Here is a 25,192-nt window from a genome sequence, read left to right on the forward strand (position 1 = left end):
GGGTTTCTGCCTTAACCGAGTTTGCGGACGTCAGTCAGATGACCGGTGACTGCTGCGGCCACGGCCATCGCCGGGCTGAGCAGGTGGGTACGGCCACCACGGCCCTGACGGCCTTCGAAGTTACGGTTGGAGGTCGATGCGCAACGCTCGCCCGGCTCCAGTCGGTCCGGGTTCATCGCCAGACACATCGAGCAGCCCGGTTCACGCCATTCAAAACCGGCTTCGAGGAAAATCTCGTGCAGGCCTTCGGCCTCGGCCTGTTCCTTGACCAGACCGGAACCCGGAACGACCATGGCACTGACGTGATCGGCAACCTTGCGACCCTTGGCGATAACCGCCGCGGCGCGCAGGTCTTCGATACGACCATTGGTGCAGGAACCGATAAAGACGCGATCAATCCTGATGTCTTCGATGTTGGTGCCAGCCGTCAGGCCCATATATTCGAGCGAACGGGCGATGGCTTTCTGTTTGCCGGGATCCTTGGCGTCGGACGGTGCCGGGACTTTGCCGTTAACCGGTACGACGTCTTCCGGGCTGGTGCCCCAGGTGACCTGCGGGATGATGTCGGCAGCATCGATTTCGACGATCTTGTCGTAATGCGCGCCTTCGTCAGACGGAAGGGTCTTCCAGTATTCGACGGCCTGTTCGAATGCGGCCCCTTTGGGTGCCATCGGGCGGCCCTTGATATATTCAAAGGTTTTTTCGTCCGGTGCGATCAGGCCCGCGCGTGCGCCGCCTTCGATCGACATGTTGCAGACGGTCATGCGGCCTTCCATCGACAGCGACCGAATGGCCGAACCGGCATATTCGATCACATAACCGGTGCCGCCAGCCGTGCCGATGCGTCCGATGATGGCAAGGGTGATGTCCTTGGCGGTAACGCCCGGATGCAGATCGCCTTCGACCTTGACCAGCATGTTTTTTGCCGGTTTCTGAACCAGCGTCTGGGTGGCCAGAACATGTTCGACTTCGGACGTGCCGATGCCAAATGCCAGGGTGCCGAATGCACCGTGGGTCGAGGTGTGCGAATCGCCGCAGACCATGGTGACACCCGGCAGGGTGAAACCTTCTTCCGGGCCGACAATGTGGACGATGCCCTGACGCAGGTCATTCATCGGGAAGTAATGGATACCGGTATCCTTGGCGTTTTGGTCAAGGGTGTTGACCTGGATACGGCTGTCTTCTTCCTTGATGCCTTCGGAACGGTCCGTGGTCGGAACGTTATGATCCGGAACGGCAAGGGTCAGTTCCGGGTGGCGCACTTTGCGGCCGGCGTTGCGAAGGCCTTCGAAAGCCTGCGGGCTGGTCACTTCATGAACGAGATGGCGGTCAATATAAATCAGGCAGGTACCATCATCCTGCGTATCGACCACGTGACTTTCCCAAATCTTGTCAAAAAGGGTTTTAGGCGCACCCATCTCGACCTCCTCTTAAAATCGATCTTTTATGCAGCGACGACCAGACAGTAGTGCCGGCAAAGGACATTAAACCGGGGATGTTTTTTACGACGGCAATCCTGGGATTGCGATGTCATGTGGCGCACGGCGTCGCCTGTTCCTCCGGGCATCCGGGTTTGTCCCGATATGCGAAATTTTATTATCCAGAACCGCACGGACTTGATCGTTTTTGCCGCGGGAGTGCCTTTATACACTCAAGCTTCCAAATCGCAAGCAACCCGGCGCGTGTTTTTTTACGCTACTGCATCTCAAAGTAGATTCAGGGAAAATTGAGCATCTTGTGGTAGCCAAAACTACCAGATTCCGGGGTGAGGCAGCCAAAGCAGGGATAGCTGATATAAAATAAAGTTATATGTTATTCGCAAGGTTTCCGCGCGTTACACCGATCAGGCATGAAAACCGGCGATTCGATATGATGCACGCATAAAGTGTATTTGTCGGTTGTTTGTCGCCCGAAACCACAGGCAATAGAAACAGCCCAAAAGAAACGGGCCCACCCGAAGGTGAGCCCGCCAATCATTCCGACAATGCGGAACGCAGATTATTTCTTGCGTTCTGCAGCCGTCAGTTTGCCTTTGTGACCGGTGGTCTGTTCGGCGATACGCGCCGATTTACCGGTACGGCCACGCAGGTAGTAAAGTTTTGCGCGACGAACGTCACCGCGACGGACGACTTCGATTTTGTCGATCGCCGGGGAGTAGTTCTGGAAGATACGCTCGACACCTTCGCCCGATGCGATTTTACGCAGGGTGAAGGACGAGTTCAGGCCGCGGTTTTTCTTGGCGATGCAGACGCCTTCGAACTGCTGGATACGTTCGCGGGTACCTTCAACGACTTTCAGGTGAACACGGACGGTGTCGCCTGCGTCGAATTCCGGAACTTCGCGTTTTGCAGCGATTTTATCGAGCTGATCTTTTTCGATCTGCTGGATGATTGCGTTGGTCATGGTTTAACCCTCTTTGATGTGCCCGCGTGCGACATACTGATCCCAAAGGTCAGGACGCCGAGCACGGGTAATTTCTTCTGCCTGAGCATGCCGCCAGGCTTGTACCTTGGCATGATGTCCGGAAAGCAAGATCTCCGGCACGTCACGCCCGTTCCAATTGGCCGGGCGCGTGTAATGCGGATATTCAAGCAACCCGGTTTCAAAGCTTTCCTCGTCGACGGATTCGGTCTTGTTGACCACACCTTCGATAAGGCGAATGCACGATTCAATCAGGACCATGGCCGGCAGTTCGCCGCCCATGAGGATGTAGTCGCCAATGCTGATTTCCTCGACCTGATGTTCATCAAGTACGCGCTGGTCGATACCTTCGTAGCGACCACACAACAGGATGGCACCCGGTCCCGCTGCCAGTTCGCGGCAACGTTTCTGGTTCAGCATTTTCCCGCGCGGGCTGAGATAAATCAGCGGCAATTGCGGAGCTTCCGCACGCAATTCACGCAGGGTGGCGTCGACAATATCCGGGCGCATGACCATACCGGCCCCACCCCCGAAAGGATTGTCGTCAACAGTGCGGTGACGGTCGGTTGCATGATCACGGATGTCTTTGACATCCAGCGACCAGATCCCGTTTTCCAGTGCCCGTCCGGCCAGAGACTGACCAAGCGCGCCCGGGAACATTTCCGGGAACAGGGTTGCAACCTTGGCCTGCCACACAGACATCGATCAGGCCTCCTTTCCGCTGCCGGTCGCATTTTCTGCGCCTACTGCATCGGCAGTGACGGCATCAGAATCGCGGTCGGCCTGAGAGTCCTTGCGGGAGCTGCCCGGACGGCGGGTACGATTTCCCGGTCCTTCTTCTTCCTGCAAAAGCCCCTCGGGCGGATTTACCACCAGCTTGCGTTCCGAAAGCACCACATCGGGCACGACTTCCTTGGTAAACGGCAGGACGACGACTTTGCCACGGACTTCTTCCAGCGCGATTTCGATCACATCGCCCGCGCCAAAATCAGCCACACCCCGTACGGTCCCGAACAGCGAACCATCAACATGATGGGCTTTCAGGCCGACAAGATCGGCAAGATAGAATTCGTCTTCGTCTTCCGTTTCCGGCAGGGCCGTCCGCGGTACGTAAAGCTTGGTTCCCCGCAGCCGTTCGGCGGCGTCCCGGTCGTTCACACCATCGATCTTGGCGATCAGCTGGTCGCGAACATGTCCGACAGGAGACAGTTTGAATTTCGCCTGTCCCTTGGCGTCGAACAACGGGCCGTAACCGACAAGGTTATCCGGATCGACGGTATAGCTTTTGACGCGCACGGCACCACGCACCCCGTGCGGGGCGGTGATCATGCCGACGCAGACAAATGCATCGTCGGTTTTGGATTTGCGGGTATCAGCCATTTCGGTTCACAAATTTCCGGTATCTGATCAAAGCGTGCGAAAAGCTTATTCTTCGCTGGCAGCTTCTTCAGCAGGAGCCGCAGCAGCTTCGGCAGCTGCAGCAGCAGCGGCTTCGGCTTTTTCAGCTTTCTCACGAAGACGTTCCTGGGCTTTCGCTTTCGGAGCCGACTTCTGGGGCTGTTCGGTCGGTTTGAACGCGTCAGCCAGGCCAGCTTTGCCCAGGAAACGTGCAACACGATCGGTCGGCTGTGCGCCAACGCCCAGCCAATATTTGATGCGCTCTTCTTTGAAGGTCACGCGGTTGTCAGCATCCTTCGGGAGCATCGGATCATAGGTACCGACTTTCTCGATGAAGCTGCCGTCACGCGGGGCACGGGCATCTGCAACTACGATACGGTAGTACGGACGCTTTTTGGCACCGCCACGGGAAAGACGAATCTTGACAGCCATTCGGATAAGTTCCTTTCAGCTTGGGTTTGTAGTCTTCAAGTTACGATCCCGGAGGATCAATTTATTCCGGTTCAGGGAACCGGGGTGTTTGGTTCTTTCGAAAAATCTTGAGAACCGGGGGCTTGGCTATTTCTTTTTACCGAACCCCGGAAATCCCGGCGGCAAACCGCCGCCGCCCAATCCCGGGAACCCGGGCGGTAATCCGCCCCCGGCACCGGGAAATCCTTTTGGCAACTTGCTCATATCGGGCATGTCGCCGCCTTCGAGCATCGAGGGATCCATTTTCGGCATACCGCCAAACAGTCCCTTTTTGCCCATCTTGCCCATCTTTTTGATCATGGTGGACATGGTCTGATACTGTTTGAGCAGCTTGTTCACATCCTGAACCGAAAGACCGCAACCTGCGGCAATACGCTTTTTGCGCGATGCCTTGATCAGGGCCGGGTTTTCTCGTTCCTTGGGCGTCATCGACAGGATGATCGCCTCCTGATGGGTCAGAAGTTTGGGATCAAGCTTGGTCTGCGACATCTGTTTTTTCAGCGCGCCCATGCCCGGCAGCATCCCCATGATGCCGGAAAGATCACCCATTTTCTGAAGCTGCTTGAGCTGGGAAAGAAGATCGTTCAGGTCAAACTGACCCTTTGCGAGCTTCTTCGCCATTTTCTCGGCGTCTTCCTGCTTGATCGTTTCGGCAGCCTTTTCGACAAGGCTGACGACATCGCCCATCCCGAGGATGCGGTTGGCGATACGATCCGGATGGAAGGCTTCCATCTCGTCTATTTTTTCACCGGTACCGAGCATCTTGATCGGGCAGCCGGTGATCTGGCGCATCGACAGGGCCGCACCACCACGTGCATCACCGTCGATACGGGTCAGAACGATACCGGTGATGCCGACCTTGTCGGCGAATTCCTTGGCCACATTGACCGAGTCCTGACCGGTCATCGCATCGGTGACCAGAAGGGTCTCGGCCGGGTTGACCGCGTCACGGACCTGGGCGACTTCGCTCATCAGTTCCATATCGATATGCAGGCGCCCTGCGGTATCGAGGATGACGGCGTCATAGCCTTCCTTGCGGCCCATATCCATTGCGCGTTTTGCGATCGATACCGGCTTTTCGCCCATAATGATCGGCAGAACGTTCAGGCCGTTATTGTCGGCCAGAATTTTCAACTGCTGCTGGGCGGCCGGGCGATAGATATCAAGCGACGCCAGCAGGACTTTCTTGTTGCGCTTTTTGGTCAGATGCAGTGCGATCTTGGCCGAGCTCGTGGTTTTGCCTGAACCCTGCAAACCGACCATCAGGATCGGAACCGGCGGGGTGGCCGCAAGGTTGATATCCTCGCCTTCGCCCAGCATGTTTTTCAGTTCGTCATGAACGATCTTGACGACCATCTGGCCCGGTGTGACCGAACGCAGAACGTCCTGACCAACTGCACGTTCGGTTGCATTGGTGATGAATGATTTGACGACCGGCAGCGCCACGTCAGCCTCAAGCAGGGCGACGCGTACTTCGCGCATGGCTTCCTTGACGTCGGATTCTTTCAGCGCGCCACGTCTGCGCAGCTTATCAAGAACCCCGCCAAGGCGATCGCTTAGTCCTTCAAACATTCCAAATCCCGTCTGTGTTTCCGGTGTTTCCACCGTGTGCGCACAAAAAACTAAAACCCAGTGCTCGACAACTCGAGGACTGGGGGAGTCACCCCTTGGGCGACCTTTGTTGCGCAGGGTTTATGCGATAGGGGGGATAGAGTCAAGCGCAATCAGGCGCAAAAGCGCGATGTTCTGCGCTTTTGATGCCAATCGCATCGCAATCCGCGATTCATCGCGGCCAAGCCGCTGTTTAACCCGTGATGTTGATCGGGTCGATGGCGTGATTGTCGATCAGACGGGCTTTGCCAAGATGGGCGGCGACAAAGACGCGGCTACGTTTGCGCACCCGATCTTCGACCCGTTCAAGCGTATCTGCGTCGCGGATTTCAAGGTAGTCAATCGATTTGAAACCGGCGTTCAGAATATCTTCGCGTCCCTTGGCCAGAAGCGGGGCGATTTCAGCACCCCTTGCCGCGGCTGTGGTGATTTCGCCCAAAACCCGGTCAAGTGTCGGGGCAATCGCGCGTTCTTCCGGTGTCAGATAGCGGTTGCGCGATGACATCGCCAGCCCGTCATCTTCGCGCAGGATCGGTGCGCCGATAATTTCGACCGGGATGTTCAGGTCGGTGGTGAAACGGCGGATGACCATCAGCTGCTGATAGTCTTTCTGGCCGAATATCGCGCAATCGGGCAGGGCTTGCAGCAGAAGTTTGGTGACGATCTGGGCAACGCCGTCGAAATGGCCGGGGCGGGAAGCACCGCACAGGACGTTGGTAAATGATCCATCGACGCTGACACGGGTGGCAAAGCCATCGGGATACATTTCTTCGACCGAGGGGGCAAAGCACAGCTCCACCCCGGCGGCATCGAGCATTTTCTGATCGTCTGGCAATGTACGGGGATAGGCACCGAAATCCTCGTTCGGGCCGAACTGCGTCGGATTGACGAAGATGCTGACAATGACGCGGTCGGCGTGATTGCGGACATGATCGGTCAGGCTGATATGACCGGCATGAAGAGCACCCATCGTCGGGACCAGTGCCACACGCAATCCTCGCGCGCGCCACCCGGCAACAACCGCGCGCAGTTCTGCAACGCTGTGAACGGTTTTAAGCGTCATGTTCGTCTTGTCGATCGTCTGTTGGGCAAAAAGGCGGCACCGTTATTTTACGGCGCGCAATTTGCCGGGTTTGGTCACGCCAAAGCAATGATCGTCGGTCGGGAACTGACGGTTCCGGACTTCGGTGGCATAGCTTTCAACCGCTTTGGAGACCTGATCGCCCAGATCGGCATAGCGTTTGACGAATTTCGGGGTGAAATCGGAAAACAGGCCAAGGATATCCTCGGTCACCAGCACCTGCCCGTCGCAGGCAACAGATGCACCGATGCCAATCGTCGGAATGTCGATTTCCGTGGTGATAAGCCGTGCAACGGCCTCGACCGTGCCTTCGACAACCACTGAAAATGCACCGGCTTTGGCGACGGCCTTGGCATCGGCAATCACCTTGGCAGCAGCTTCTTCGCCGCGACCCTGGCTTTTGAAGCCGCCCATGGTGTTGACCTGCTGGGGCATCAGGCCGATATGGGCCATGACGGGAATGCCCCGCTGGCTGAGGAATTCGACGGTGTCAGCCAGTTCGGCACCACCTTCAAGTTTCACCCCCGCGCATCCGGTTTCGGCAAGAATGCGCGATGCCGTGCGAAAAGCCTGTTCTTTGGATTCCTGATAGCTGCCAAAAGGCAGATCGACGATCACGCAGGCGTTGGAACTGCCGCGCATGACGGCCTTGCCGTGGTTGATCATCATGTCGACGGTGACGGCAAGCGTGCTTTCCATGCCGTACACAACCATGCCCAGTGAATCCCCGACCAGAAGAAGATCGCAATGCGGGTCAAGGCGTTGCGCCATCGGCGTGGTATAGGCCGTCAGGCAGACAATCGGTTCTGCACCCTTGCGGGCGCGAATGGCAGGAACCGTGATGCGGCCCTGTTTTCTGGTGGTGGCACTCATGACGTTTCTCCCCCGGTGTTACCGGATTTGGCTGCCCGATCTATGTCAGGCGTGCCGTCATGTTTACAATATGATGACCATTTGCGGGAACTGTTTTTTCGCAATCGCGAAACAGGCTTTTGGTCGAATAGCCTTTAACAGGAAGGGTTCCCTATTGTTGCCGCAGGATATTCTGTCCATTTCGGGATTTGTTGTGCAATTGCACAACGCAATCACAAGCCTTCGGCAAGATCTTCAAGCATATCAATGCCGACGGCTTCGATATGGCGATTATCCTTAAGCGTGATCGTTGCTTCCTTGCGCAGCTGCGTCAGGGTGCGTGAAACCGTTTCGATGGTCAGGCCAAGGTAATCGGCGATGTCCGAGCGGCTCATCGGGACCTGGATCGTGTCGCTTTCCTCGCCGCGATGTTCCTGACGGCGGGCCAGCATCAAAAGGAAGGACGCAACCTTTTCCTTGGCTGTCTTGCGGCCCAGCAGCAGCATCTGATCCTGTGCGGCGGCAAGTTCGTCAACCGCCATGCCCAGCATGCGTTTTTCAAGACGCGGGAATTCGTCAAACAGCTTTTCAAGCTTTTCGCGCGGGAAACGGCAGGCGGTTACCGGCTCGATTGCCTCGGCGGTGTAGCTGTATGTGGTGTTCAGCGCCAGACCAAGGAAATCACCAGGGAACAGGAAACCGGTGATCTGGCGGCGGCCGTCGCCCAGAAGTTTGTATAGTTTTACCGAACCCGACGTGACGTTAAACACGTAATCGGCATCTTCGGCTTCGTGGAAAATCGTGCTGTGCGGATCGAACTGAACATGGGTCAGCATCTGGCGCAAACGATCATGCTCCGTGCCCTGCAAAGAAGAGCAGAAGGTCAGGTCCTTGATTCCGCAGGCCTCACAAAGCTGGGAACGGACAGACATGGCAAACTCCGGAGCTACATGTACTTAAGATGTCAGATTGGAATTAATCTATGCGATCTGACTGCATCAGTTCAAGCGATACTAACGTTTGTCTCCGTTGTTTTTCGTATGGCTGTCCTGCGGTTGCTGTTCATCGTCATCAAAAAGGATGCGATTGGCGGCTCCTTCCATGTCATCGAACTGCCCCGATTTAAGCGACCATAGAAATGCTGCCAATCCGAGAAGCCCCAGAAACAGGGCGATTGGTATCAGAAGTAATAGGTTGCTCATACTGACGGCGCTCCTGCCTCTTGGGCATGCACGGGGAGGGCGGAAGGATCTCCGGCCCGCTGTTTGTCTCTTCCAGATCGCAGGCGCAATGCGTTGGCAATCACAATCAAAGAGGATGAAGACATCGCAATGGCGGCAATCAGTGGTGTGACCATGCCCGATACTGCCAATGGAATCGTGATCAGGTTATAGGCAAATGACAGGGTGAAATTCTGTCGGACAAGCCGGTCGGATTTCCTGGCAACGTCGATGGCCTCGATCACGGCCGAAAGGCGGTCGCCCTGAAACACGATATCGGCGACATTCTGGCTGATTTCGGCTGCACTTGCCGGTGACATGGATGCATAGGCTGCGGCAAGTGCCGGCGCATCATTAATGCCGTCACCGACCATCAGGTCACATTTGCCATTTTCGGCGCGACGGGCGATTTCGTTTGCCTTGTCCGCCGGTGAAAGCTGCGCCTTCCAATCGCGAATGCCCAGTGTTTCCGCAAGTCGAGCAACCGTCACGGCCCGGTCCCCCGATAGCAGCGATATGTCAAAACCACGCGAAGACAGGGTTTCGATGACCTGTTCGGCATCATGACGCGGGGCATCGCGGAAAACAAAACGGGTTGCGGCCCGGCCCGGTTCCTGTAACCACATTTCGGGGCCTGCAATGTGGCTGGACAGGTCGGCATTTTCTGCAATACCGCAAAATGCCCGGCTGCCCAATCGGACCGTGCCAGCGGGCAATTCTGCTGAGAGTCCCTGGCCGGGATGTTCCGAAACATTGGCGATTGGCGTTACATTTCCGGCGGCCCGTACAAGGGCGCGCGACAGTGGGTGGGTGCTATTGGCCGCGATGGATGCAGCCAGTTCAAGCGCAGTGTCATCGTCCGGATTGGAGATCAATTCGGGCTTGCCGGTGGTCAATGTGCCGGTCTTATCAAAAATGACACCGCGAATACGGGTCAGTCTTTCAAGGGCCGTGGCTGATTTGACCAAGATACCAGCGCGCAACAGCCGCCCGGTCGCAATCACCTGAACAACCGGCACGGCAAGGGCAAGGGCACAGGGGCAGGTGATGATCAGAACGGCAATCGCATTCATCAGGGCATCCTGCCAGCCAATCCCGCCAATGAGCCACCAGCCGAGAAATGTCGTGCCCGAAAGAAGATGGACCACCGGGGCATAGGATTTGGCGACACGGTCGGCAAGGGCGACATATCGGGCGCGTCCCTGTTCGGCATTTTCCATTAACCGGACAATTTCAGCCAGAAGCGTTGTTTGACCGGTCGCAGTAACGCGGATGCGCAACGGAGCCGATATATTGGTTGTTCCGGCGAAAACGGTTGTGCCCGGTTTGGCGGTGTTCGGGATGCTTTCCCCCGTGATCAGGCTGGTATCGATATCCGATTGACCATCAAGGATTTCACCATCAATGCCGATCCGCTCCCCCGCTGCCACCAGAACGATCATGCCCGGTTTGGCCTTGTCCGGTGCGATCAGTCGGCGGGTGCCATCGTCAGCCAGAACCGTGACCGAGCGCGCATTCAGCGATAGCAGATGTTCGGCGGCTGATCGGGCCTGACCACGGGCGCGGCTGTCAAGATATCGGCCAACCAGCAGGAAAAACAAAAGCGTTATGGCAGAATCGAAATAGGCATGGGGGCCGCCGCGCATGGTTTCAGCCAGACTCATGCCAAGCGCAAGAATGACCCCCAGGCTGATCGGCACATCCATATTGACCCGGCGATTGCGGATCGCACCCCATGCGGACCGGTAAAACGGCATTCCGGCATAGACGGCTGCCGGAAGGGCAATCAGGGCCGATATCCAATGGAAAAGATCGCGGGTTGCCCCGCCCATTCCCTGAAAATATCCGGCCCAGACAGAAACCGACAGCAGCATGACGTTGCCCGCGGCAAATCCGGCAACCGCCAGACAGCGCAGCAATTCGCTGTTGCGGGCCTGTGTTGCCTGTTCTAGCGCTGCGGGATCGAACGGGATCAGCCGGTATCCCATCTGCAGAACCGGTTTAACCAGGTCATCCACATCGGCAATGTCACCGTTCCATGTCAGCCGTAACCGGCGGGTGGTCATATTGACGCGCGCATGCAGGACAGACGGATTTTTTTGCAGCAGGGTTTCGATCAGCCAGACACAGGCCGCACAATGTATGCCATCCACCATCAGGTTAAGATGATGAACGCCTTCGTCGTCGGTGCTGACAAGATCGGTGAAATTAACCGCAGCGATTTCATCGCTATCGGGGCGCAATGGCCGGGCTTTGGGATCGATGCTTCGGCGGCTGTAATAGGATTTAAGACCCAGATCGCCCAGAAGTTCAAACGCACCTGCACATCCCCGACAGCAAAAGTCAGGCCCGACCGGTGACATCGAGGTCACCGGATCTCCACAATGGCGGCAGGTGGTTTGGGGGGTCATGGTTTTACGACAACGGTCTCGACAGTCTGATAATCATCACCAAGGGCGTGCGCAATGGTCCGGATTTCCCAACGGCCATAAACCGGGAACGCGGCACTTGCCCGATATTCCCCGGGCGCGATTTCCGCCATTCGCACGGTCTGGTCAAGATCGTCACGGTCCGAACGCCGCAAAACGATTTCCATTTTGGCACCGCTGATCGGTTGGGAATCGCGATCCCGGAACAGGACAGTAACCGTCGCAGACTGATTGATCAGACCCTCGACCGACAGTTTGCTGCGCCATCCCAATTCGGCCTGACGCTGCGCGCCCGACATTGCGGCGTTATAATTGTTGCCTTCTTCGAAGGCGTGTTTGGTGACAAGCCCGTTCCAGCTTGTCATTGAAAACGTGATCAGCGAGATGTTGGCGATCAGCATGATCGCGAAACCGCCAACAAAGTACCACGGGATCAGGCGATCCGATTTGCGCGGACCCGCGACAGAGGATGGTGAGGTTGTGGTCTGGGTCGTCATCTTTCTATCTCCTGTCCGGGGCGACATGATCGGCCGCCGGATCGTCAGGCGGGTGCCGGTTATTTCGGACCGGCAAACACGGTATCATAAGTTTCGCGAATATTGTCCTTTGGATCGGTCACGCTGAACTCGAACGGTGTGGCTTCGCCGTCCAGTGCTTCTGGATCGGCCGCAACAAAGACACGGAAACTGCCAACGCGGTCCGGGGCAACATCCAGGCTGAATGTGCCATCCTGGTTAGGTGTCAGACCGATAACCTGGAAATCGGTGGCATCAAGCCCTTCGATTGTAAGGATATAGGTTTTGGCAGCCTGTTCCTTGTTCAGGACCTTTAAGGTGTAGCCATTTCGGACATCACCATCGGACAGTCGGACGAATATCGGGTTGCGATCCCGCAAAACGTTGACTTCAAGTGTCGTGCGATTGAACAGGCCAAAGGCCATTACGCCTGCGACCAGCATCACGATGATCGAATAGAAAATGGTACGCGGCCGGACAATGCGGATTTTTGTCGCCTTGCCATGCGCGCGCAACTGGCTGTTTTGCACCGAATCAAACCGGACCAGATCACGCGGGAAGCCGACCTTGTCCATCATTTCGTTACACGCATCGATACACAGGCCACAGCCGATGCATTCCATCTGCAATCCGTCACGGATATCGATCCCCGTCGGACAGACGTTAAAGCAGGCATAGCAATCAATGCAGTGGCCGACTTCCGGGACTTCGCCGCGGACAAGGTTCTTGCGCTTGATCGGACCACGCGGTTCGCCGCGCCAGCCTTCATAGGTGACGATCATCGACTCGTCATCAAGCATCGCCGACTGGAAACGCGGCCACGGGCACATATAGGTGCAAACCTGTTCGCGCGCCCACCCGGCCAGCAGATAGGTCGAAAAAGTCAGGAACGCGATGGTGACATAAACACCCAGTGACGCATCACCGGTAAAGATATCGACCATGACCGTCGGCGCATCGTGGAAATAAAGCACAAACGCACCGCCGGTTGCCGCGGCAATCACCAGCCATGAAAGATGGGTCGCGCCGATTTTCCAGACTTTTTCGAATGTCCAGGGCGATTTGTCCAGACGCATGCGCGCATTGCGATCCCCCTGGATATGACGTTCGACCAGCATGAAAAGATCGGTCCACACCGTTTGCGGACAGCCATAACCGCACCAGATACGGCCAAACAGCGACGTTGCCAGAAACAGACCGATCGCGGCAAGGATCAGAAGGCCGGTGATGTAATAGACTTCCTGCGGCCAGATCTCGATAAAGAAGAAATAGGCGCGGCCAAGATCCATGTCGATCAGCACGGCCTGATCCGGTGCCGAAGGTCCGCGGTCCCAGCGCAGCCAAGGAACAATCCAGTAAATGGCAAGCAGAGCGACCAGTGCAAACCATTTCAGGTTACGGAAACGACCCGAGACCCGTTTCGGATAGACCTTGTCGCGGGTTTTATAAAGTGGTTGGTCGCGGTCATCTTCCGGCAGTGTATCGTTTTGCGGGACCGGATGTGCGGGATCGGGCTGTTGCAAATGGGGCATGGCCATTGTCGCTACCTGACTGTTGGGCCGCATCGCCGATAACTGCTCTCTTGTGGCTTTGGGGCCACCAGTTATCTGCATGGTGCACAACATGGCATGCGGCATGCCATGTCGGATTAGGATTATTCAAATTGCAGTGCCAACATACGAAAAACCCGCCGCACCCCACCATGACACAAATCAATTTTTGATCAGATCACAGTGTATAAAGGTGCGGCGGGCAGAAGATTTTAAAGGTTACTGACCGCCACCAAGCGAGTGGACATAAACCGTCAGCATCTTGATGGTTTCTTCGTCAAGACGACCACCCCATGCAGGCATGACGCCACCACGAGAATTGGTCACGGTTTCGGTAATGGTTGCGGCATCGCCACCATACAGCCAGATCGCATCCGTCAGGTTCGGTGCCCCCAATTCCTGAACACCCTTGGCGTCTTCGCCATGGCAGGATGCGCAGTTATCGGCGAAGACCTCCATGCCGCGGGTTGCTGCGGCCTTGTCGGTTTCGCGTCCGGTAAAGGACAGGACATACTGAACAACATCATTGATGCCTTCGCGTTCCAGTATTTCGTCACGACCAAAGGCAGGCATCGCATTGAAACGCGTATCGTCATTGGCATCCCAGCGGACACCGACATGCAGCGTTTCATTGATGGTTTCAAGCGAACCACCCCACAGCCAGTCATCGTCCTGAAGGGATGGGAAGCCCGGGTTGCCCGAACCGCCGGTGCCATGACACGGTGCGCAGTTTTCTGCGAACACGGCCTTGCCACCTGCCATCGAGAAGTTCAGCAATTCGCTGTCATTAACGATTTCATCCAGATCCAGTGCTGCCAGACGCTCCATATACGGTGCGCGTTCGGCGGCAACATTGGCCATGGTTTCATGCAGTTGGGTCCGGTTGGTGGTTTCGAACATACCGGTAAGGTAGCTCGTTGCCGTCGGCCAGGACGGATAAACCACCCAATAGCCGACCGACCAGACGATTGTGGCCCAGAAAACATAGACCCACCAGGACGGCAGCGGTGTATTCAGCTCTTTGATGCCATCCCATTCATGACCGGTTGTTTCGTGGCCCGAAACCTGGTCTTTTTCGACATGTGTCGACATAGCTCGGTTCTCCCCCTATTCCTCATCCCGAAACGGAATCCGGGCATGCTCTTCCATGTCTTTCCGGCGCTTTTTGCTGGGCCACATGACCCAGGCAATGATCGCCCCGAAAAGCAGCATCAGCCACAGACCCCACAAGGGTCGGAAAAAGTCAGCGAGTTGCGTAAAGAATTCCATGACGTTCCCCTTCGCCTTAGCGCAGGTTCAGTTGCGGGTTGTAGGTGGTGAAATCGACCATGCGACCCAGGACCTGCAGATACGCGACCAGCGCATCCATTTCGGTCAGTTTCGCGGGGTTTCCGTCAAAGTCACCGGTTGCCGCATTCGGATAACGTGCAAGGAGTTCATCGTAATCCTCGTCCGCCATCGCCTGCAGATACAGGTCGGCCTTGGCATTCTCGATCTGCTCGTCGGTATAAGGAACACCAACCATTTTAAGCGTTTCAAGATGGGCCTGGGCGTCATCGAACTTCAATTCGCGTTCCGCCAGGAACGGATAGCCCGGCATGATCGATTCCGGCACGACAGAGCGCGGATCTTTCAGGTGGGCAACATGCCAGTCGTTGGAATATTTGGCTCCAACGCGGGCAAGGTCCGGTCCGGTACGTTTCGATCCCCACTGGAACGGATGGTCATACATCGATTCCGCGGCAAGGCTGTAATGGCCATAACGTTCGACCTCGTCACGGAACGGACGGATCTGCTGGGAATGGCAGTTATAGCACCCTTCGCGGAGATAGATGTTGCGACCCGCCTGTTCGAGCGGTGAATAGGGACGGACCCCTTCGACCTTCTCGATGGTCTGTTCCATCGTGAACAACGGCACGATTTCGACAATACCACCGATGATGATGGTCAGGAAAATCCCGAGGATGAGAACAAAGACGTTCTTCTCAACAATGTGGTGTTTTTTCAGAAGCATTTTTCACATCCCCCTTATTCGGCTGCTACGGTAGCAGGTGTGCCGATCGGTGCTTCGCGACGCAGATCACCCTTGATCGTCTTGTAGACGTTCCAGACCATGATCAGCGATCCGAGCAGGAAGAGCAGGCCACCGGTTGCACGAATGATGTAGTAGGGGTGCATTGCTTCAACGGTTTCGATGAAGGAATACTGCAGGAAGCCAAGATCGTCGTAGGCACGCCACATCAGGCCCTGCATGATCCCCGAAACCCACATCGACGTGATGTAAAGAACGATACCGATGGTACCCAGCCAGAAGTGATAGGCAACCAGACGCATCGAATAGAGGCGTTCACGATGCCACAGGACCGGGATCAGGTGATAGATCGCACCGAAGGAAACGAAAGCCACCCAGCCAAGCGCGCCGGAATGAACATGTCCAATGGTCCAGTCGGTATAATGCGACAGGCCGTTGACGGCCTTGATCGACATGACCGGGCCTTCGAAGGTCGACATGCCATAGAAACCGACGGCAGCAACCATGAAGCGCAGGACAGGGTCGGTACGCAGTTTGTCCCAGGCACCCGAAAGCGTCATCAGGCCGTTGATCATCCCGCCCCAGGACGGCATCCACAACATGATCGAGAAGGTCATGCCAAGGGTCTGCGCCCAGTCTGGAAGGGCCGTGTAGTGCAGGTGGTGCGGACCAGCCCAGATATAAAGGAAGATCAGCGCCCAGAAGTGAATGATCGACAGGCGATAGGAATAAACCGGACGTTCGGCACGTTTCGGAATGAAATAGTACATCATCCCAAGGAAGCCGGCCGTCAGGAAGAAGCCCACCGCGTTATGGCCATACCACCACTGCGTCAGCGCATCCTGCACACCCGAGAACAGCGAGTAGGATTTGGTCCCCATGAAGGAAACCGGAATCGCCAGGTTGTTGCCCAGATGCAGCATTGCGATCGTCACGATGAAGGCCAGATAGAACCAGTTCGCAACATAGATATGCGGCTCATGACGCTTCAGCAGGGTTCCGACGAACATCGCCAGATACGCAACCCACACCACGGTGATCCAGATATCAACAAACCATTCCGGTTCGGCATATTCGCGACCCTGGGTAACCCCCATCACATAGCCGAGTGCGGCCATGACGATGAACAGCTGATAGCCCCAGAAAACGAATGCCGGAAGCGCCTTGCCGCCGTAAAGCGGCGTGCGGCAGGTCCGTTGCACGACATAGAACGACGTTGCCAGAAGGGCGTTACCGCCAAAGGCAAAAATCACCGCCGAAGTATGCAACGGCCGCAGGCGACCGAAATTCAGAAATTCATTATCGAAATTAAGCGCCGGAAATGCGAGCTGCCAGGCGATGAAATCGCCCGCCAGAAATCCGACGACGCCCCAAAATACGGTCGCCAGTGCGCCCCAGCGCACAACGTCCATATTATAATTAACAGCAACTGGCGTTGATGCTGTCTGTGCCATGCTCCCCTGGCTCATGCTTGACTCCCGTTCAAGGTGTTCGGGTGAGTTGTCCCCAATCCGATCGGTCAACTCCATCAGTCCCGGCGGTGACCGGGTGCGACACATGTCATTCCCTTGCCACCTGCACCAAAAGCCCCACCGCTGCCGTGATGCGCTTTTGGCAGCATCACATGCAAAACGGACGAGGCTTTCGATTGTCAGGTGATTATGCGGGCTGAAGCCTTACGCGCCATTGATCCACGTCAATATTGGCTCGTAAAACCGCGGAACCCCTCAATCTCAAGACAAAGCTCGCCCGCATTGCGGGACAATTGATTGCTAAGCGTGTTTATGCGCGTTTGGGTCTGTAAAGGTGTTGATACAGGTCAAGGTCAACACGAAATCTTTGCGCCATGATTGCTGAAAATCGTGGGAAGAGTAGCAATCATGTCAACAACCTATCAGGCAAGACCCCTAACACATCACACGGCGGATATGACTTTTCCGCTCGTGCAGATGATGCAGACCGGTCTTACGTTTGAGCGCTGGCGTGAATTTGTTGCCGAATTCTGCACTGATCGCGCCAATAGCATGATCGGGGCCGGATGCGACGATATCCTGTGGCAACGCCCGCGTGGCATCATCGTGATTGCCAATGAACGGGGGTATATCCACGGTCTGTTTTCCTATCAGGTGCGTGACGACATGTCCGAGGGACTTGTCCTGCATGTCGACAACATCATGGCCGTCGAGATTGTTTCACGACCCTATGTGCTTGATGCGATGCGCGACGCGATGAACCGGCTGGTTCTGGATCATCATTGTGCGGCGGTTCATGTTTCGGTCGGTGAAATGGAAGAACGCCTGCGCGACTATTTCAGCGGGGCCGGCTTTGTGCCGCGCAAAATCCGTTATTGTGCCCCGGCTGCCCAGCATTGACGGCGCTGACTTTGGTGGACGATATCCGCTGACACCGTTATAAGGCGGTTATGAACGGTATTCCTTTTGTCAAAATGCATGGTCTGGGAAATGATTTCGTTGTCTTTGACGGACGACGCGATCCCGCCGTGCTTGATCTTGATAACGCAACCGCGGCCCGCATCGCCGACCGCAAAACCGGAGTCGGTTGTGATCAGCTGATCGTGATCGAACCCGCCCGCGATGATCTTGCCGATGCCTTCATGCGCATTCGCAACAATGACGGGGGCGAGGTCCAGGCCTGTGGCAATGCCACGCGCTGTGTGGCGAGCATCGTCATGGGCGAACTTGGCCGCAAGGATGTCATTATCCAGACCGTCGTCGGATTGCTTGATGCCAATGGTCTGGCCGATGGTCGTGTTACCGTCGATATGGGGCAGGTCAAGCTGGACTGGCGCGATATCCCGCTGGGTCAGGCGGTTGATACCAACCATATTCCGCTGTCCTTGGGCGGTTTGTCGGATGCGGTCGGGGTCAATGTCGGCAATCCGCATGCGGTGTTCTTTGTTGACGATGCCGAGTCGATTGATATCGAAAAGCTTGGCCCTGTCCTTGAACATCATGAAATGTTCCCCGAACGCGCCAATATTGAGGTTTGCAGCATCATTGGCGAAGACCGGATTCGCATGCGGGTCTGGGAACGTGGTGTGGGGGTGACGCGGGCCTGTGGTACGGGTGCCTGTGCGGCCGGTGTTGCCGCTGCGCGCCGCGGTTTGACGGGGCGGAAAACCGAAATCATTCTGGATGGTGGTCCGCTGACCATCGAATGGCTGCCCGACGATCATGTTCTGATGACCGGGCCGGTCGCGACCAGTTTCTCGGGCTTTTTGCACGGATCCCTTCTGGGACAGCATTGATTGAATTTCTGGTGCCGACCCGCAGGTAGCCTGATGGGTCGGTATCGTTCTGAATGGTTTCCCCGGTTGCACAATGCCTGTTCGTCGGGCAAAAGGGCGCAAACGGGTTCTTCGTTCAACCCATGTCGGGACGCCCCCTCCCGTTTTCTGTGAAACTCAAAAGCAGGTTCAGATAATGGCTGACTTCAATACGCTTGACGGTGTCAATGTCGCTGGCAAGCGCGTTTTGCTGCGCGCTGATCTTAACGTTCCAATGAAAGACGGCGTTGTGGGTGATACCACCCGCATCGAACGGACGGTTCCGGGGTTGATCGAACTGGCGGATGCCGGTGCGAAACTTGTCGTGATCACCCATTTTGGCCGTCCCAAGGGCGAACGCATTGCTGAAATGTCGCTTAAACCGGTTGCCGATGCGCTGGCCAAGCAGCTTGGGCGTCCGGTGAAATTCGCCGATGATTGCATTGGTGCGGCCGCAGCAGACGTCGTGAACAGCCTTAAGGACGGCGAAATCGCGGTTCTGGAAAACCTTCGTTACCACGCCGCAGAGGAAAAGAACGATCCGGCCTTTGTCGCCGAACTGGCAAAGCTTGGCGACATTTACGTCAATGATGCCTTTTCGTGCGCGCACCGTGCCCATGCCTCGACCGAGGGGCTGGCCCACAAACTTCCGGCCTATGCCGGTCGTCTGATGCAGGCGGAACTTGAAGCCCTTGGCAATGCGCTTGAAGCGCCGAAACATCCGGTGATGGCTATCGTCGGCGGTGCCAAGATTTCAACTAAACTGGATCTGCTTGGCAATCTGGTTGCCAAGGTCGATCAGCTGGTGATCGGTGGCGGCATGGCCAATACCTTCCTTGCGGCCAAGGGTGTCAATGTTGGTAAATCGCTGTGCGAACATGACCTTCTGGCAACGGCGCGCGAGATTTTTGCCAAGGCCGAAGCCGCCAATTGCGAAATCGTTCTGCCGGTCGATGGTCTGGTCGCCAAGGAATTCAAAGCGCATGCCGATCACACCGTATCTGACATCAACGATGTTGATGCCGATGGCATGATCCTTGATGCCGGGCCGAAAACCATTGTCGATCTGAACAAACGTCTCGAGTCCTGTGAAACGCTGGTCTGGAACGGTCCGCTGGGTGCGTTTGAAATCGCACCGTTCGATACGGCAACCGTTTCCGTCGCCCAGCAGGCGGCAAAACTGACCAAGGCCGGTAAACTTCTGTCGGTCGCGGGTGGTGGTGATACGGTTGCGGCCCTGCGTCACGCCGATGCCGATCAGGATTTCTCCTATGTCTCAACCGCGGGCGGTGCCTTCCTTGAATGGCTAGAAGGCAAGGAATTGCCGGGCGTTGCAGCCCTGCGTGGCTGATCCGCAAACTGCTGATTGTTAAATGCAAGACCCCGCCAATCGGCGGGGTCTTGCTGCTGACAAAGCATTCCCAATCATCCGAAATAAACCACGACGGCGGGAATCCCGTCTCTTTCAATGGGCCATGGATTCCGGGGCTGCACTCCGCTTCGCCCGGCATGACGATTTTGATCAACCGCCAAGCCACCCCAGCTCAAACCAAGCCAACCACCCCCGCTGCCCCCGGTATCGCCAAACGCCACCGACCGGACGGACCACGCCCCGGACCCTGCTGTCCCGAACAAACACCCGTCGCTCTCGGTTGCCCCGAAACGCAACTCACCCCAAGGGCAACAGCGTTGCTGCATGGCAGGCACACGTCCCGCCCATGATGACCGACCTTTCGGCATCTCCAAACGGATCCATCGGCCCGCTGGCAACCGATCCTGCCAGCCGATCCCCGCCAGCCAATCCCGGCAACCCGGCCAGCCGACCCCGTGCCGATCCAATCCGGGCGCAATTCGGGCCCGCTGATTCTCGGCATTGTCACGCTTCACCGACCGGGCTGAACTGGACTGAACCAAATTGGCCCCGGCTCTCGCTGCCCCGTTCAAACGCCCTTGCCCCAAGGGCACAACTCTCCCGTCATGATAAACCACAGTTTTTCGCAAATATCCGACGGCCTTACGGCCTGATCGCACCACCCCCGTAATGACTTTTCCAAGCGCCATGAAAGTCCCTTTGGCGATACCGCACCCGCCATTTCATCCCGTCAGATCGCTGCCCTGTCATCGTCTCATTCCTGTTTTTGCCGCCCGAAACGCAAAAAACCCGCAAAAGCGAATCACGCTTTGCGGGTTTTGTCTCCGGACCCATTTGTCCTGTTGACTTTATCCTTATGCCACAAGCCAAAGAACAAATCAAGAACTATTTTCCAAAAACCCGGAAAAAGTTCCCGAAAAAAGCTCAGCACGGCAAAAAAGGTATATTTTTTAATACCTTGGGTAAGACCATCTTACTCCGCCGCATCGACTTTCAGAACGCCGCGACGGATCTGGTCTTCTTCGATCTGGCTTTGGTCATCGGTTGATTCGTTCAGCGGAATATGGATTTTGCCGCACGCGATGTGATCGCCCGGGCCCCGCCAATCGGCGGGGTCTTTGCTATCCGGGAAGGCTGTTGTTGGCGGTTTGCGCGATGATTGTGTCGCGGTCCTTCAGGAACGCCGCATATCCGTTATCCATCATCGCACTGGCCAGTTCGATATAGACGGCAAACAGGCGTGACAGGGTGTCGGTTTCTTCCGCATCAAGGATCGCCAGAAGTTCAGCCGACCGGGCCTGCCCGGTTTCAAAATGTTCCCACGCGCGTTCCAGCAGAATGGTGCCCAGGCGGTCCAGTTCGTCATATTTCTTCTGCCCGATGGCATTGCGGATTTCGCCAAGCGTGATATCGGCGGCAATCAGGATTTCGGCTGGTATCGTCACCAGCCTGTCCGGGCCTTTGATATCGTCTGGAAGGTCGCGCAGGATATGCACCACGTAACAGAAAATCGCCATGTCGCGCGCATGATAAAGCGGTGGGTTGGTCAGGGGGGATGTATATCCGATTTCGTTATCGAATCGTGCCGATAGCAGATAAACAAAAATTGATGCCGGGGCGGCGGTTGCCCCCTCGCAATAGGCGATGAAATCGTCCCATTCATCCATCGGGTCTTCGGCAACATCGCGGCGCAATGCATCGGCCAGATCAACCCACGGATCAACTTCCAGATCGCTTCGGCCCAAAGTCAGACGCAGGGCATCAAATACCTGCTGGCTGAGCGGGCCGCTTTCGGGATGGGGGTTATCAGCGTCGATCTTGGCAGCCTGGATTTGCTGCTGCCAGTGATCAATCGCAATCAGGGTGTCTTCGCGGGCATAGTCGCGTTCATGATCGGTCAGTTCAAGGAACCCGTCATCGACAATATCGTCGATCACCCGCATCGATGCATAGGCCGCCAGAAAGAAACGCTGCCGTTCCGGGCCAAGGCGCATGGCCGCACGGTAAAGATTGGCATTTTTTGCCGCGGCAAGGTCGTTGCAGGCGGAAAAGGCATCGGCATTCGGCCCGTCTATCGGTGCTGGCATTCTTGTCATGCGGCGTTTCGTCTTTTCCTGATGATCCTTCTAGGAGTCATACAGCCTCGTTCGGGCAGGCAAAAGGGGAATTGAGCATTTCGTAAAAGATCACGTCCAAATTAAGGGGGCCTGATCCTAGAATTCCAGGCGATATCCGGCGGTCAGACCCAGCATCGCGTCAAAGCGATCAAGCGCACCGGTATTCGGATCAGGGGCAAGATCACTGGTCAATCGACCATGTAACCCGATCCAGATATCCTGAAACGGCATATAGGACAGGCTGGCGGCAATGCCCGCATCATCCGTGCCCGAAGGGGTGCCAGGATTGCTCGAAAAGTTCTGGCGGTAAAAGCCACCGGGGTGGTGTGTGGGGGTGACATCAAAATCATTGCGTTGGTCGGTGCCAATGCTTTGCCCGAGCGGGCCATTCAGTTCGAAAACCGGGCCAAAGGCAAAGCCCAGATTCGGGCGTGGGGCGTAGCCAATTCCGAACTGGGCCGCAATGCCGTTGTTTGTTGTTGGCTGGCTGTCGATTTCAAACCACAGAAGCGATGGGTCACTTTCCCCATCGCTGGATGGATTGTTCAGGACAATGCCGTGATTTCGACGAGGGGCGAAATAATTGCTCATCCCGCCAGGCAACGCGGGGGGCAGTATTCCGGGGACCAGTGAATTTGGCGAACTGTCAGTCTGGGGCATGCCAATTGTCACACCGGTTTCATCTGGCGTGGCGGGCTGGATCGACTGGGCACGGGCCGCGTGCGAAAAACCGCCCGTTGTCGCGGCAACGGAAAGAATCGCAACAGACCACGCAATTGGACTTGATACATGCATATCTCGTGTTCCGACAACCTGATCGCAACTGGTGCACATCCCCTTGTGCAAACAAATTCTGGATGTTTCCGGCCCCGGTTTGTCAGTCGGCAAGGAACGCCTTGATGGCTTTTATCTGTTCCTCGTCATTCAAATGGGGTGCATGTCCGCAATTTGCTACAGTTAAAATCGGCATTTCCGGTTTTTGTTCCCGCATTTTTTCGACAATGGCGGGGGGAATCAGATCAGATTTCGCACCGCTGATCAGCATCACCGGGCAAGAAATAGCGTTGAATTGATCCCATGCATCAAAAGAATCAATATGTTCGGCAAAGACGCGCATGACTTCGGGATCATAATGCATCATGAAATTTCCGTTCGGCAGACGTCGCACCGAGCGCGCGGAAATAAATGACCAGGTGGCTTCGTCGGTGATGCCAAACGGCGCATAGATCAGTTTGACGATTTCTTCGACATCATGGATCGTTTCAAATTCCGGGGTGGCCCCGACATAGGATTTGATCCGTGCGACTGCCGCAGTGTCAAGTTCCGGTCCGATGTCATTTAAAACCAGCTTTTCGATCCATCCCGCGGCTTCGGCGGTCATGGCAAGCCCGATCAGCCCGCCCATTGACGTTCCGATCCACTTGCAGCTTGAAATCCTGAAATGTTCAAGCATTTCGAAGGTCTGTGCGACATAGAAGGGCAGGGTATATTCCCGGTCGGGATTCTTGGCCCATCCCGAAAGCCCGCGTCCGATCATGGACGGGCACAGGACAAAATACGTATCAGTGAAATTCGGCGCGACATGATCAAAATCATCGGCCAGTCGCGCCAGACCGTGGCTCATGACAAGGGCCGGTTTTTGGGGATCGCCCCACGTCCTGACATGAATTTCATAGCCGCAACAGGGAATAAAATGGTCACGAAAGGCGGGCATGGGGTGCTCCGTTTGTAATGCCCGCCAATAGAGACTTTAGCGTTGAATTTATGCGTCGCGTTTGCGGGCGATCATGAATAACCGGTTGAATGGAAACAGTGTGACGCCATCATCACGCGGCGGATAGACCTGTTTCAAGCGGGTTTTGTATTTTTCACAAAATGCGGCGCGCGCATCATCATCGGGCAGGGCGGCAAGAACCGGGCGCAAGGCGGTCGATGATGTCCAATCGAAAACGGGGTCTTCCCCATGCAGGACATGGCAATACTGGGTCTGCCACAGGTCAATGGCATCGCAATCGATGGACAGGACATCAAAATAGTCGCCCGGTCGCATGATCCGGATTTGCTGGGTCGCCCCGGCAACCGCATCGCGCCATTCAATTCCGGCTTCGCCAATCAACTGATGACTGGGTGCAAGGAAATTGTTCGGCACCTGAATGGCCAACAGTCCGCCGGGACGCAAAAACCGTGTCAGGCGGGGGAACAGTTTGGCGTGTTCGGGAATCCATTGCAGGGCGGCATTGGAAAACAGGATATCAACGGGGTTATCCGCTTCCCATTGCGCGATATCGGCCTGTTGCCATTCGATATTCTCGTCGCGCTTGGCGGCTGTTTCCAACATTTCTGCCGAAGAATCGATCCCGACAATCTGGACATCGGGATTTTCCGGTGTGCGATACGCCTGATCAAGCAACGCGGTGATGGATCCCGGCCCGCAGCCAAGATCGACAATGTGACGTGGCAAAAAGCCATCCGCCGGTTTGGGCAGACGGGCAATCAGGTCTTTTGCCGGGCGACGACGTTCATCGCCAAACAGACCGTAACGAACAGGATCCCAGTGTGTATTGCTCATACCCTGATCCATAACGTGCCCGGTCCCGAAAGAAAACCTTAAAGGCGATATCTACCGATATCTCGGCGGCAGACCTTATTTATACCCGTCTTTTTCCAGCTGGTCATAATGTCCCTTGATCAGTGCGAACATGAACAGCACCGCACCAAAGAACAATGCTAGGCCCACAAAATAGGAATATCCATCATGTGATCCCGAAGCATAGAACAGGCCGAAAATCCCCACCACAATCGTCAGGACACCGAAGATCAAGCGATCCGCACCCATC

The 25,192-nt window shown here is 56.1% G+C and carries 26 protein-coding genes; 4 read left to right on the top strand and 22 right to left on the bottom strand.

Features of this window, described 5'->3' with window-relative positions:
* Positions 1-11: 11 nt before the first annotated feature.
* The 17 genes from leuC to ccoN all read right to left on the bottom strand — a co-directional run bounded on the left by leuC (position 12) and on the right by ccoN (position 17,034).
* The gene (leuC, locus tag P8T57_RS11150; RefSeq protein ID WP_007089128.1) at positions 12-1,418 is read right to left on the bottom strand and encodes a 3-isopropylmalate dehydratase large subunit; all 1,407 of its coding nucleotides are present in this window, start codon (positions 1,416-1,418) and stop codon (positions 12-14) included.
* 580 nt (positions 1,419-1,998) lie between these two features.
* The gene (gene rplS / locus P8T57_RS11155; RefSeq protein WP_007089127.1) at positions 1,999-2,403 is read right to left on the bottom strand and encodes a 50S ribosomal protein L19; all 405 of its coding nucleotides are present in this window, start codon (positions 2,401-2,403) and stop codon (positions 1,999-2,001) included.
* A gap of 3 nt (positions 2,404-2,406) precedes the next feature.
* Positions 2,407-3,123 carry a tRNA (guanosine(37)-N1)-methyltransferase TrmD gene (gene trmD, locus P8T57_RS11160; protein WP_007089126.1) on the bottom strand — a complete coding sequence of 239 codons (717 nt, stop codon included), beginning with the start codon at positions 3,121-3,123 and terminating at the stop codon, positions 2,407-2,409.
* A 3-nt stretch (positions 3,124-3,126) separates the two neighbouring features.
* Positions 3,127-3,801: a ribosome maturation factor RimM gene (gene rimM, locus P8T57_RS11165; RefSeq protein ID WP_062951619.1), complete on the bottom strand. Its 675-nt coding sequence runs from the start codon at positions 3,799-3,801 to the stop codon at positions 3,127-3,129.
* Positions 3,802-3,846: 45 nt separating this feature from the next.
* A complete protein-coding gene (gene rpsP / locus P8T57_RS11170; protein WP_007089124.1) occupies positions 3,847-4,251 on the bottom strand; it encodes a 30S ribosomal protein S16 in 405 nt (134 codons plus the stop codon).
* A 126-nt stretch (positions 4,252-4,377) separates the two neighbouring features.
* A complete protein-coding gene (gene ffh, locus P8T57_RS11175) occupies positions 4,378-5,862 on the bottom strand; it encodes a signal recognition particle protein (protein WP_037990688.1) in 1,485 nt (494 codons plus the stop codon).
* Positions 5,863-6,094: 232 nt separating this feature from the next.
* The gene (gene panC, locus P8T57_RS11180; RefSeq protein ID WP_341363129.1) at positions 6,095-6,964 is read right to left on the bottom strand and encodes a pantoate--beta-alanine ligase; all 870 of its coding nucleotides are present in this window, start codon (positions 6,962-6,964) and stop codon (positions 6,095-6,097) included.
* Positions 6,965-7,006: 42 nt separating this feature from the next.
* Positions 7,007-7,855 carry a 3-methyl-2-oxobutanoate hydroxymethyltransferase gene (gene panB / locus P8T57_RS11185; RefSeq protein ID WP_007089121.1) on the bottom strand — a complete coding sequence of 283 codons (849 nt, stop codon included), beginning with the start codon at positions 7,853-7,855 and terminating at the stop codon, positions 7,007-7,009.
* A gap of 212 nt (positions 7,856-8,067) precedes the next feature.
* Positions 8,068-8,766, bottom strand: a complete 699-nt coding sequence (locus tag P8T57_RS11190; RefSeq protein WP_007089120.1) for a cyclic nucleotide-binding domain-containing protein — start codon at positions 8,764-8,766, stop codon at positions 8,068-8,070.
* Positions 8,767-8,847: 81 nt separating this feature from the next.
* Entirely contained in the window at positions 8,848-9,036 is a 189-nt protein-coding gene (ccoS, locus tag P8T57_RS11195; protein ID WP_007089119.1) for a cbb3-type cytochrome oxidase assembly protein CcoS, read from the bottom strand.
* A complete protein-coding gene (locus tag P8T57_RS11200; RefSeq protein ID WP_341363130.1) occupies positions 9,033-11,465 on the bottom strand; it encodes a heavy metal translocating P-type ATPase metal-binding domain-containing protein in 2,433 nt (810 codons plus the stop codon). Before P8T57_RS11200 ends, ccoS begins: the two co-directional genes overlap by 4 nt.
* Complete coding sequence (locus P8T57_RS11205) at positions 11,462-11,980, bottom strand: FixH family protein (RefSeq protein WP_007089117.1); 519 nt, start codon at positions 11,978-11,980, stop codon at positions 11,462-11,464. Before P8T57_RS11205 ends, P8T57_RS11200 begins: the two co-directional genes overlap by 4 nt.
* A 59-nt stretch (positions 11,981-12,039) precedes the next feature.
* Positions 12,040-13,536, bottom strand: coding sequence for a cytochrome c oxidase accessory protein CcoG (ccoG, locus tag P8T57_RS11210; RefSeq protein WP_341363131.1), 1,497 nt, complete (start codon positions 13,534-13,536; stop codon positions 12,040-12,042).
* Between the two features lie 231 nt (positions 13,537-13,767).
* On the bottom strand, positions 13,768-14,640 hold the full coding sequence (ccoP, locus tag P8T57_RS11215; protein WP_341363132.1) for a cytochrome-c oxidase, cbb3-type subunit III: 873 nt from the start codon (positions 14,638-14,640) through the stop codon (positions 13,768-13,770).
* Positions 14,641-14,655: 15 nt separating this feature from the next.
* The gene (locus tag P8T57_RS11220) at positions 14,656-14,817 is read right to left on the bottom strand and encodes a cbb3-type cytochrome c oxidase subunit 3 (protein WP_007089114.1); all 162 of its coding nucleotides are present in this window, start codon (positions 14,815-14,817) and stop codon (positions 14,656-14,658) included.
* Positions 14,818-14,833: 16 nt separating this feature from the next.
* On the bottom strand, positions 14,834-15,562 hold the full coding sequence (ccoO, locus tag P8T57_RS11225) for a cytochrome-c oxidase, cbb3-type subunit II (RefSeq protein WP_007089113.1): 729 nt from the start codon (positions 15,560-15,562) through the stop codon (positions 14,834-14,836).
* Positions 15,563-15,576: 14 nt separating this feature from the next.
* On the bottom strand, positions 15,577-17,034 hold the full coding sequence (ccoN, locus tag P8T57_RS11230) for a cytochrome-c oxidase, cbb3-type subunit I (RefSeq protein ID WP_037990692.1): 1,458 nt from the start codon (positions 17,032-17,034) through the stop codon (positions 15,577-15,579).
* A gap of 474 nt (positions 17,035-17,508) precedes the next feature.
* Here ccoN and P8T57_RS11235 point away from each other — a divergent pair, with 474 nt between their 5' ends.
* The 4 genes from P8T57_RS11235 to P8T57_RS11250 all read left to right on the top strand — a co-directional run bounded on the left by P8T57_RS11235 (position 17,509) and on the right by P8T57_RS11250 (position 21,286).
* The gene (locus tag P8T57_RS11235) at positions 17,509-17,952 is read left to right on the top strand and encodes a hypothetical protein (RefSeq protein ID WP_051682292.1); all 444 of its coding nucleotides are present in this window, start codon (positions 17,509-17,511) and stop codon (positions 17,950-17,952) included.
* A gap of 50 nt (positions 17,953-18,002) precedes the next feature.
* Complete coding sequence (gene dapF / locus P8T57_RS11240; RefSeq protein ID WP_007089110.1) at positions 18,003-18,848, top strand: diaminopimelate epimerase; 846 nt, start codon at positions 18,003-18,005, stop codon at positions 18,846-18,848.
* Between the two features lie 175 nt (positions 18,849-19,023).
* Complete coding sequence (locus P8T57_RS11245; protein ID WP_341363133.1) at positions 19,024-20,217, top strand: phosphoglycerate kinase; 1,194 nt, start codon at positions 19,024-19,026, stop codon at positions 20,215-20,217.
* A gap of 787 nt (positions 20,218-21,004) precedes the next feature.
* Positions 21,005-21,286, top strand: a complete 282-nt coding sequence (locus P8T57_RS11250; protein ID WP_341363134.1) for a hypothetical protein — start codon at positions 21,005-21,007, stop codon at positions 21,284-21,286.
* Positions 21,287-21,359: 73 nt separating this feature from the next.
* On the opposite strand, the gene P8T57_RS11255 is transcribed toward P8T57_RS11250, so the two are convergent.
* From P8T57_RS11255 to P8T57_RS11275, 5 genes are all read right to left on the bottom strand, one after another.
* A complete protein-coding gene (locus P8T57_RS11255) occupies positions 21,360-22,334 on the bottom strand; it encodes a squalene/phytoene synthase family protein (protein ID WP_007089107.1) in 975 nt (324 codons plus the stop codon).
* A gap of 117 nt (positions 22,335-22,451) precedes the next feature.
* Positions 22,452-23,150: a hypothetical protein gene (locus P8T57_RS11260; RefSeq protein WP_341363135.1), complete on the bottom strand. Its 699-nt coding sequence runs from the start codon at positions 23,148-23,150 to the stop codon at positions 22,452-22,454.
* Positions 23,151-23,232: 82 nt separating this feature from the next.
* On the bottom strand, positions 23,233-24,069 hold the full coding sequence (locus P8T57_RS11265) for an alpha/beta hydrolase (RefSeq protein ID WP_341363136.1): 837 nt from the start codon (positions 24,067-24,069) through the stop codon (positions 23,233-23,235).
* 48 nt (positions 24,070-24,117) lie between these two features.
* Positions 24,118-24,924, bottom strand: coding sequence for a methyltransferase domain-containing protein (locus tag P8T57_RS11270; RefSeq protein WP_341363137.1), 807 nt, complete (start codon positions 24,922-24,924; stop codon positions 24,118-24,120).
* Between the two features lie 75 nt (positions 24,925-24,999).
* Complete coding sequence (locus P8T57_RS11275; protein WP_341363138.1) at positions 25,000-25,191, bottom strand: hypothetical protein; 192 nt, start codon at positions 25,189-25,191, stop codon at positions 25,000-25,002.
* Position 25,192 lies beyond the last annotated feature (1 nt).

It is taken from the genome of Thalassospira sp. SN3W (genome assembly GCF_038070535.1).
GTDB classification, from domain to species: domain Bacteria; phylum Pseudomonadota; class Alphaproteobacteria; order Rhodospirillales; family Thalassospiraceae; genus Thalassospira; species Thalassospira xiamenensis.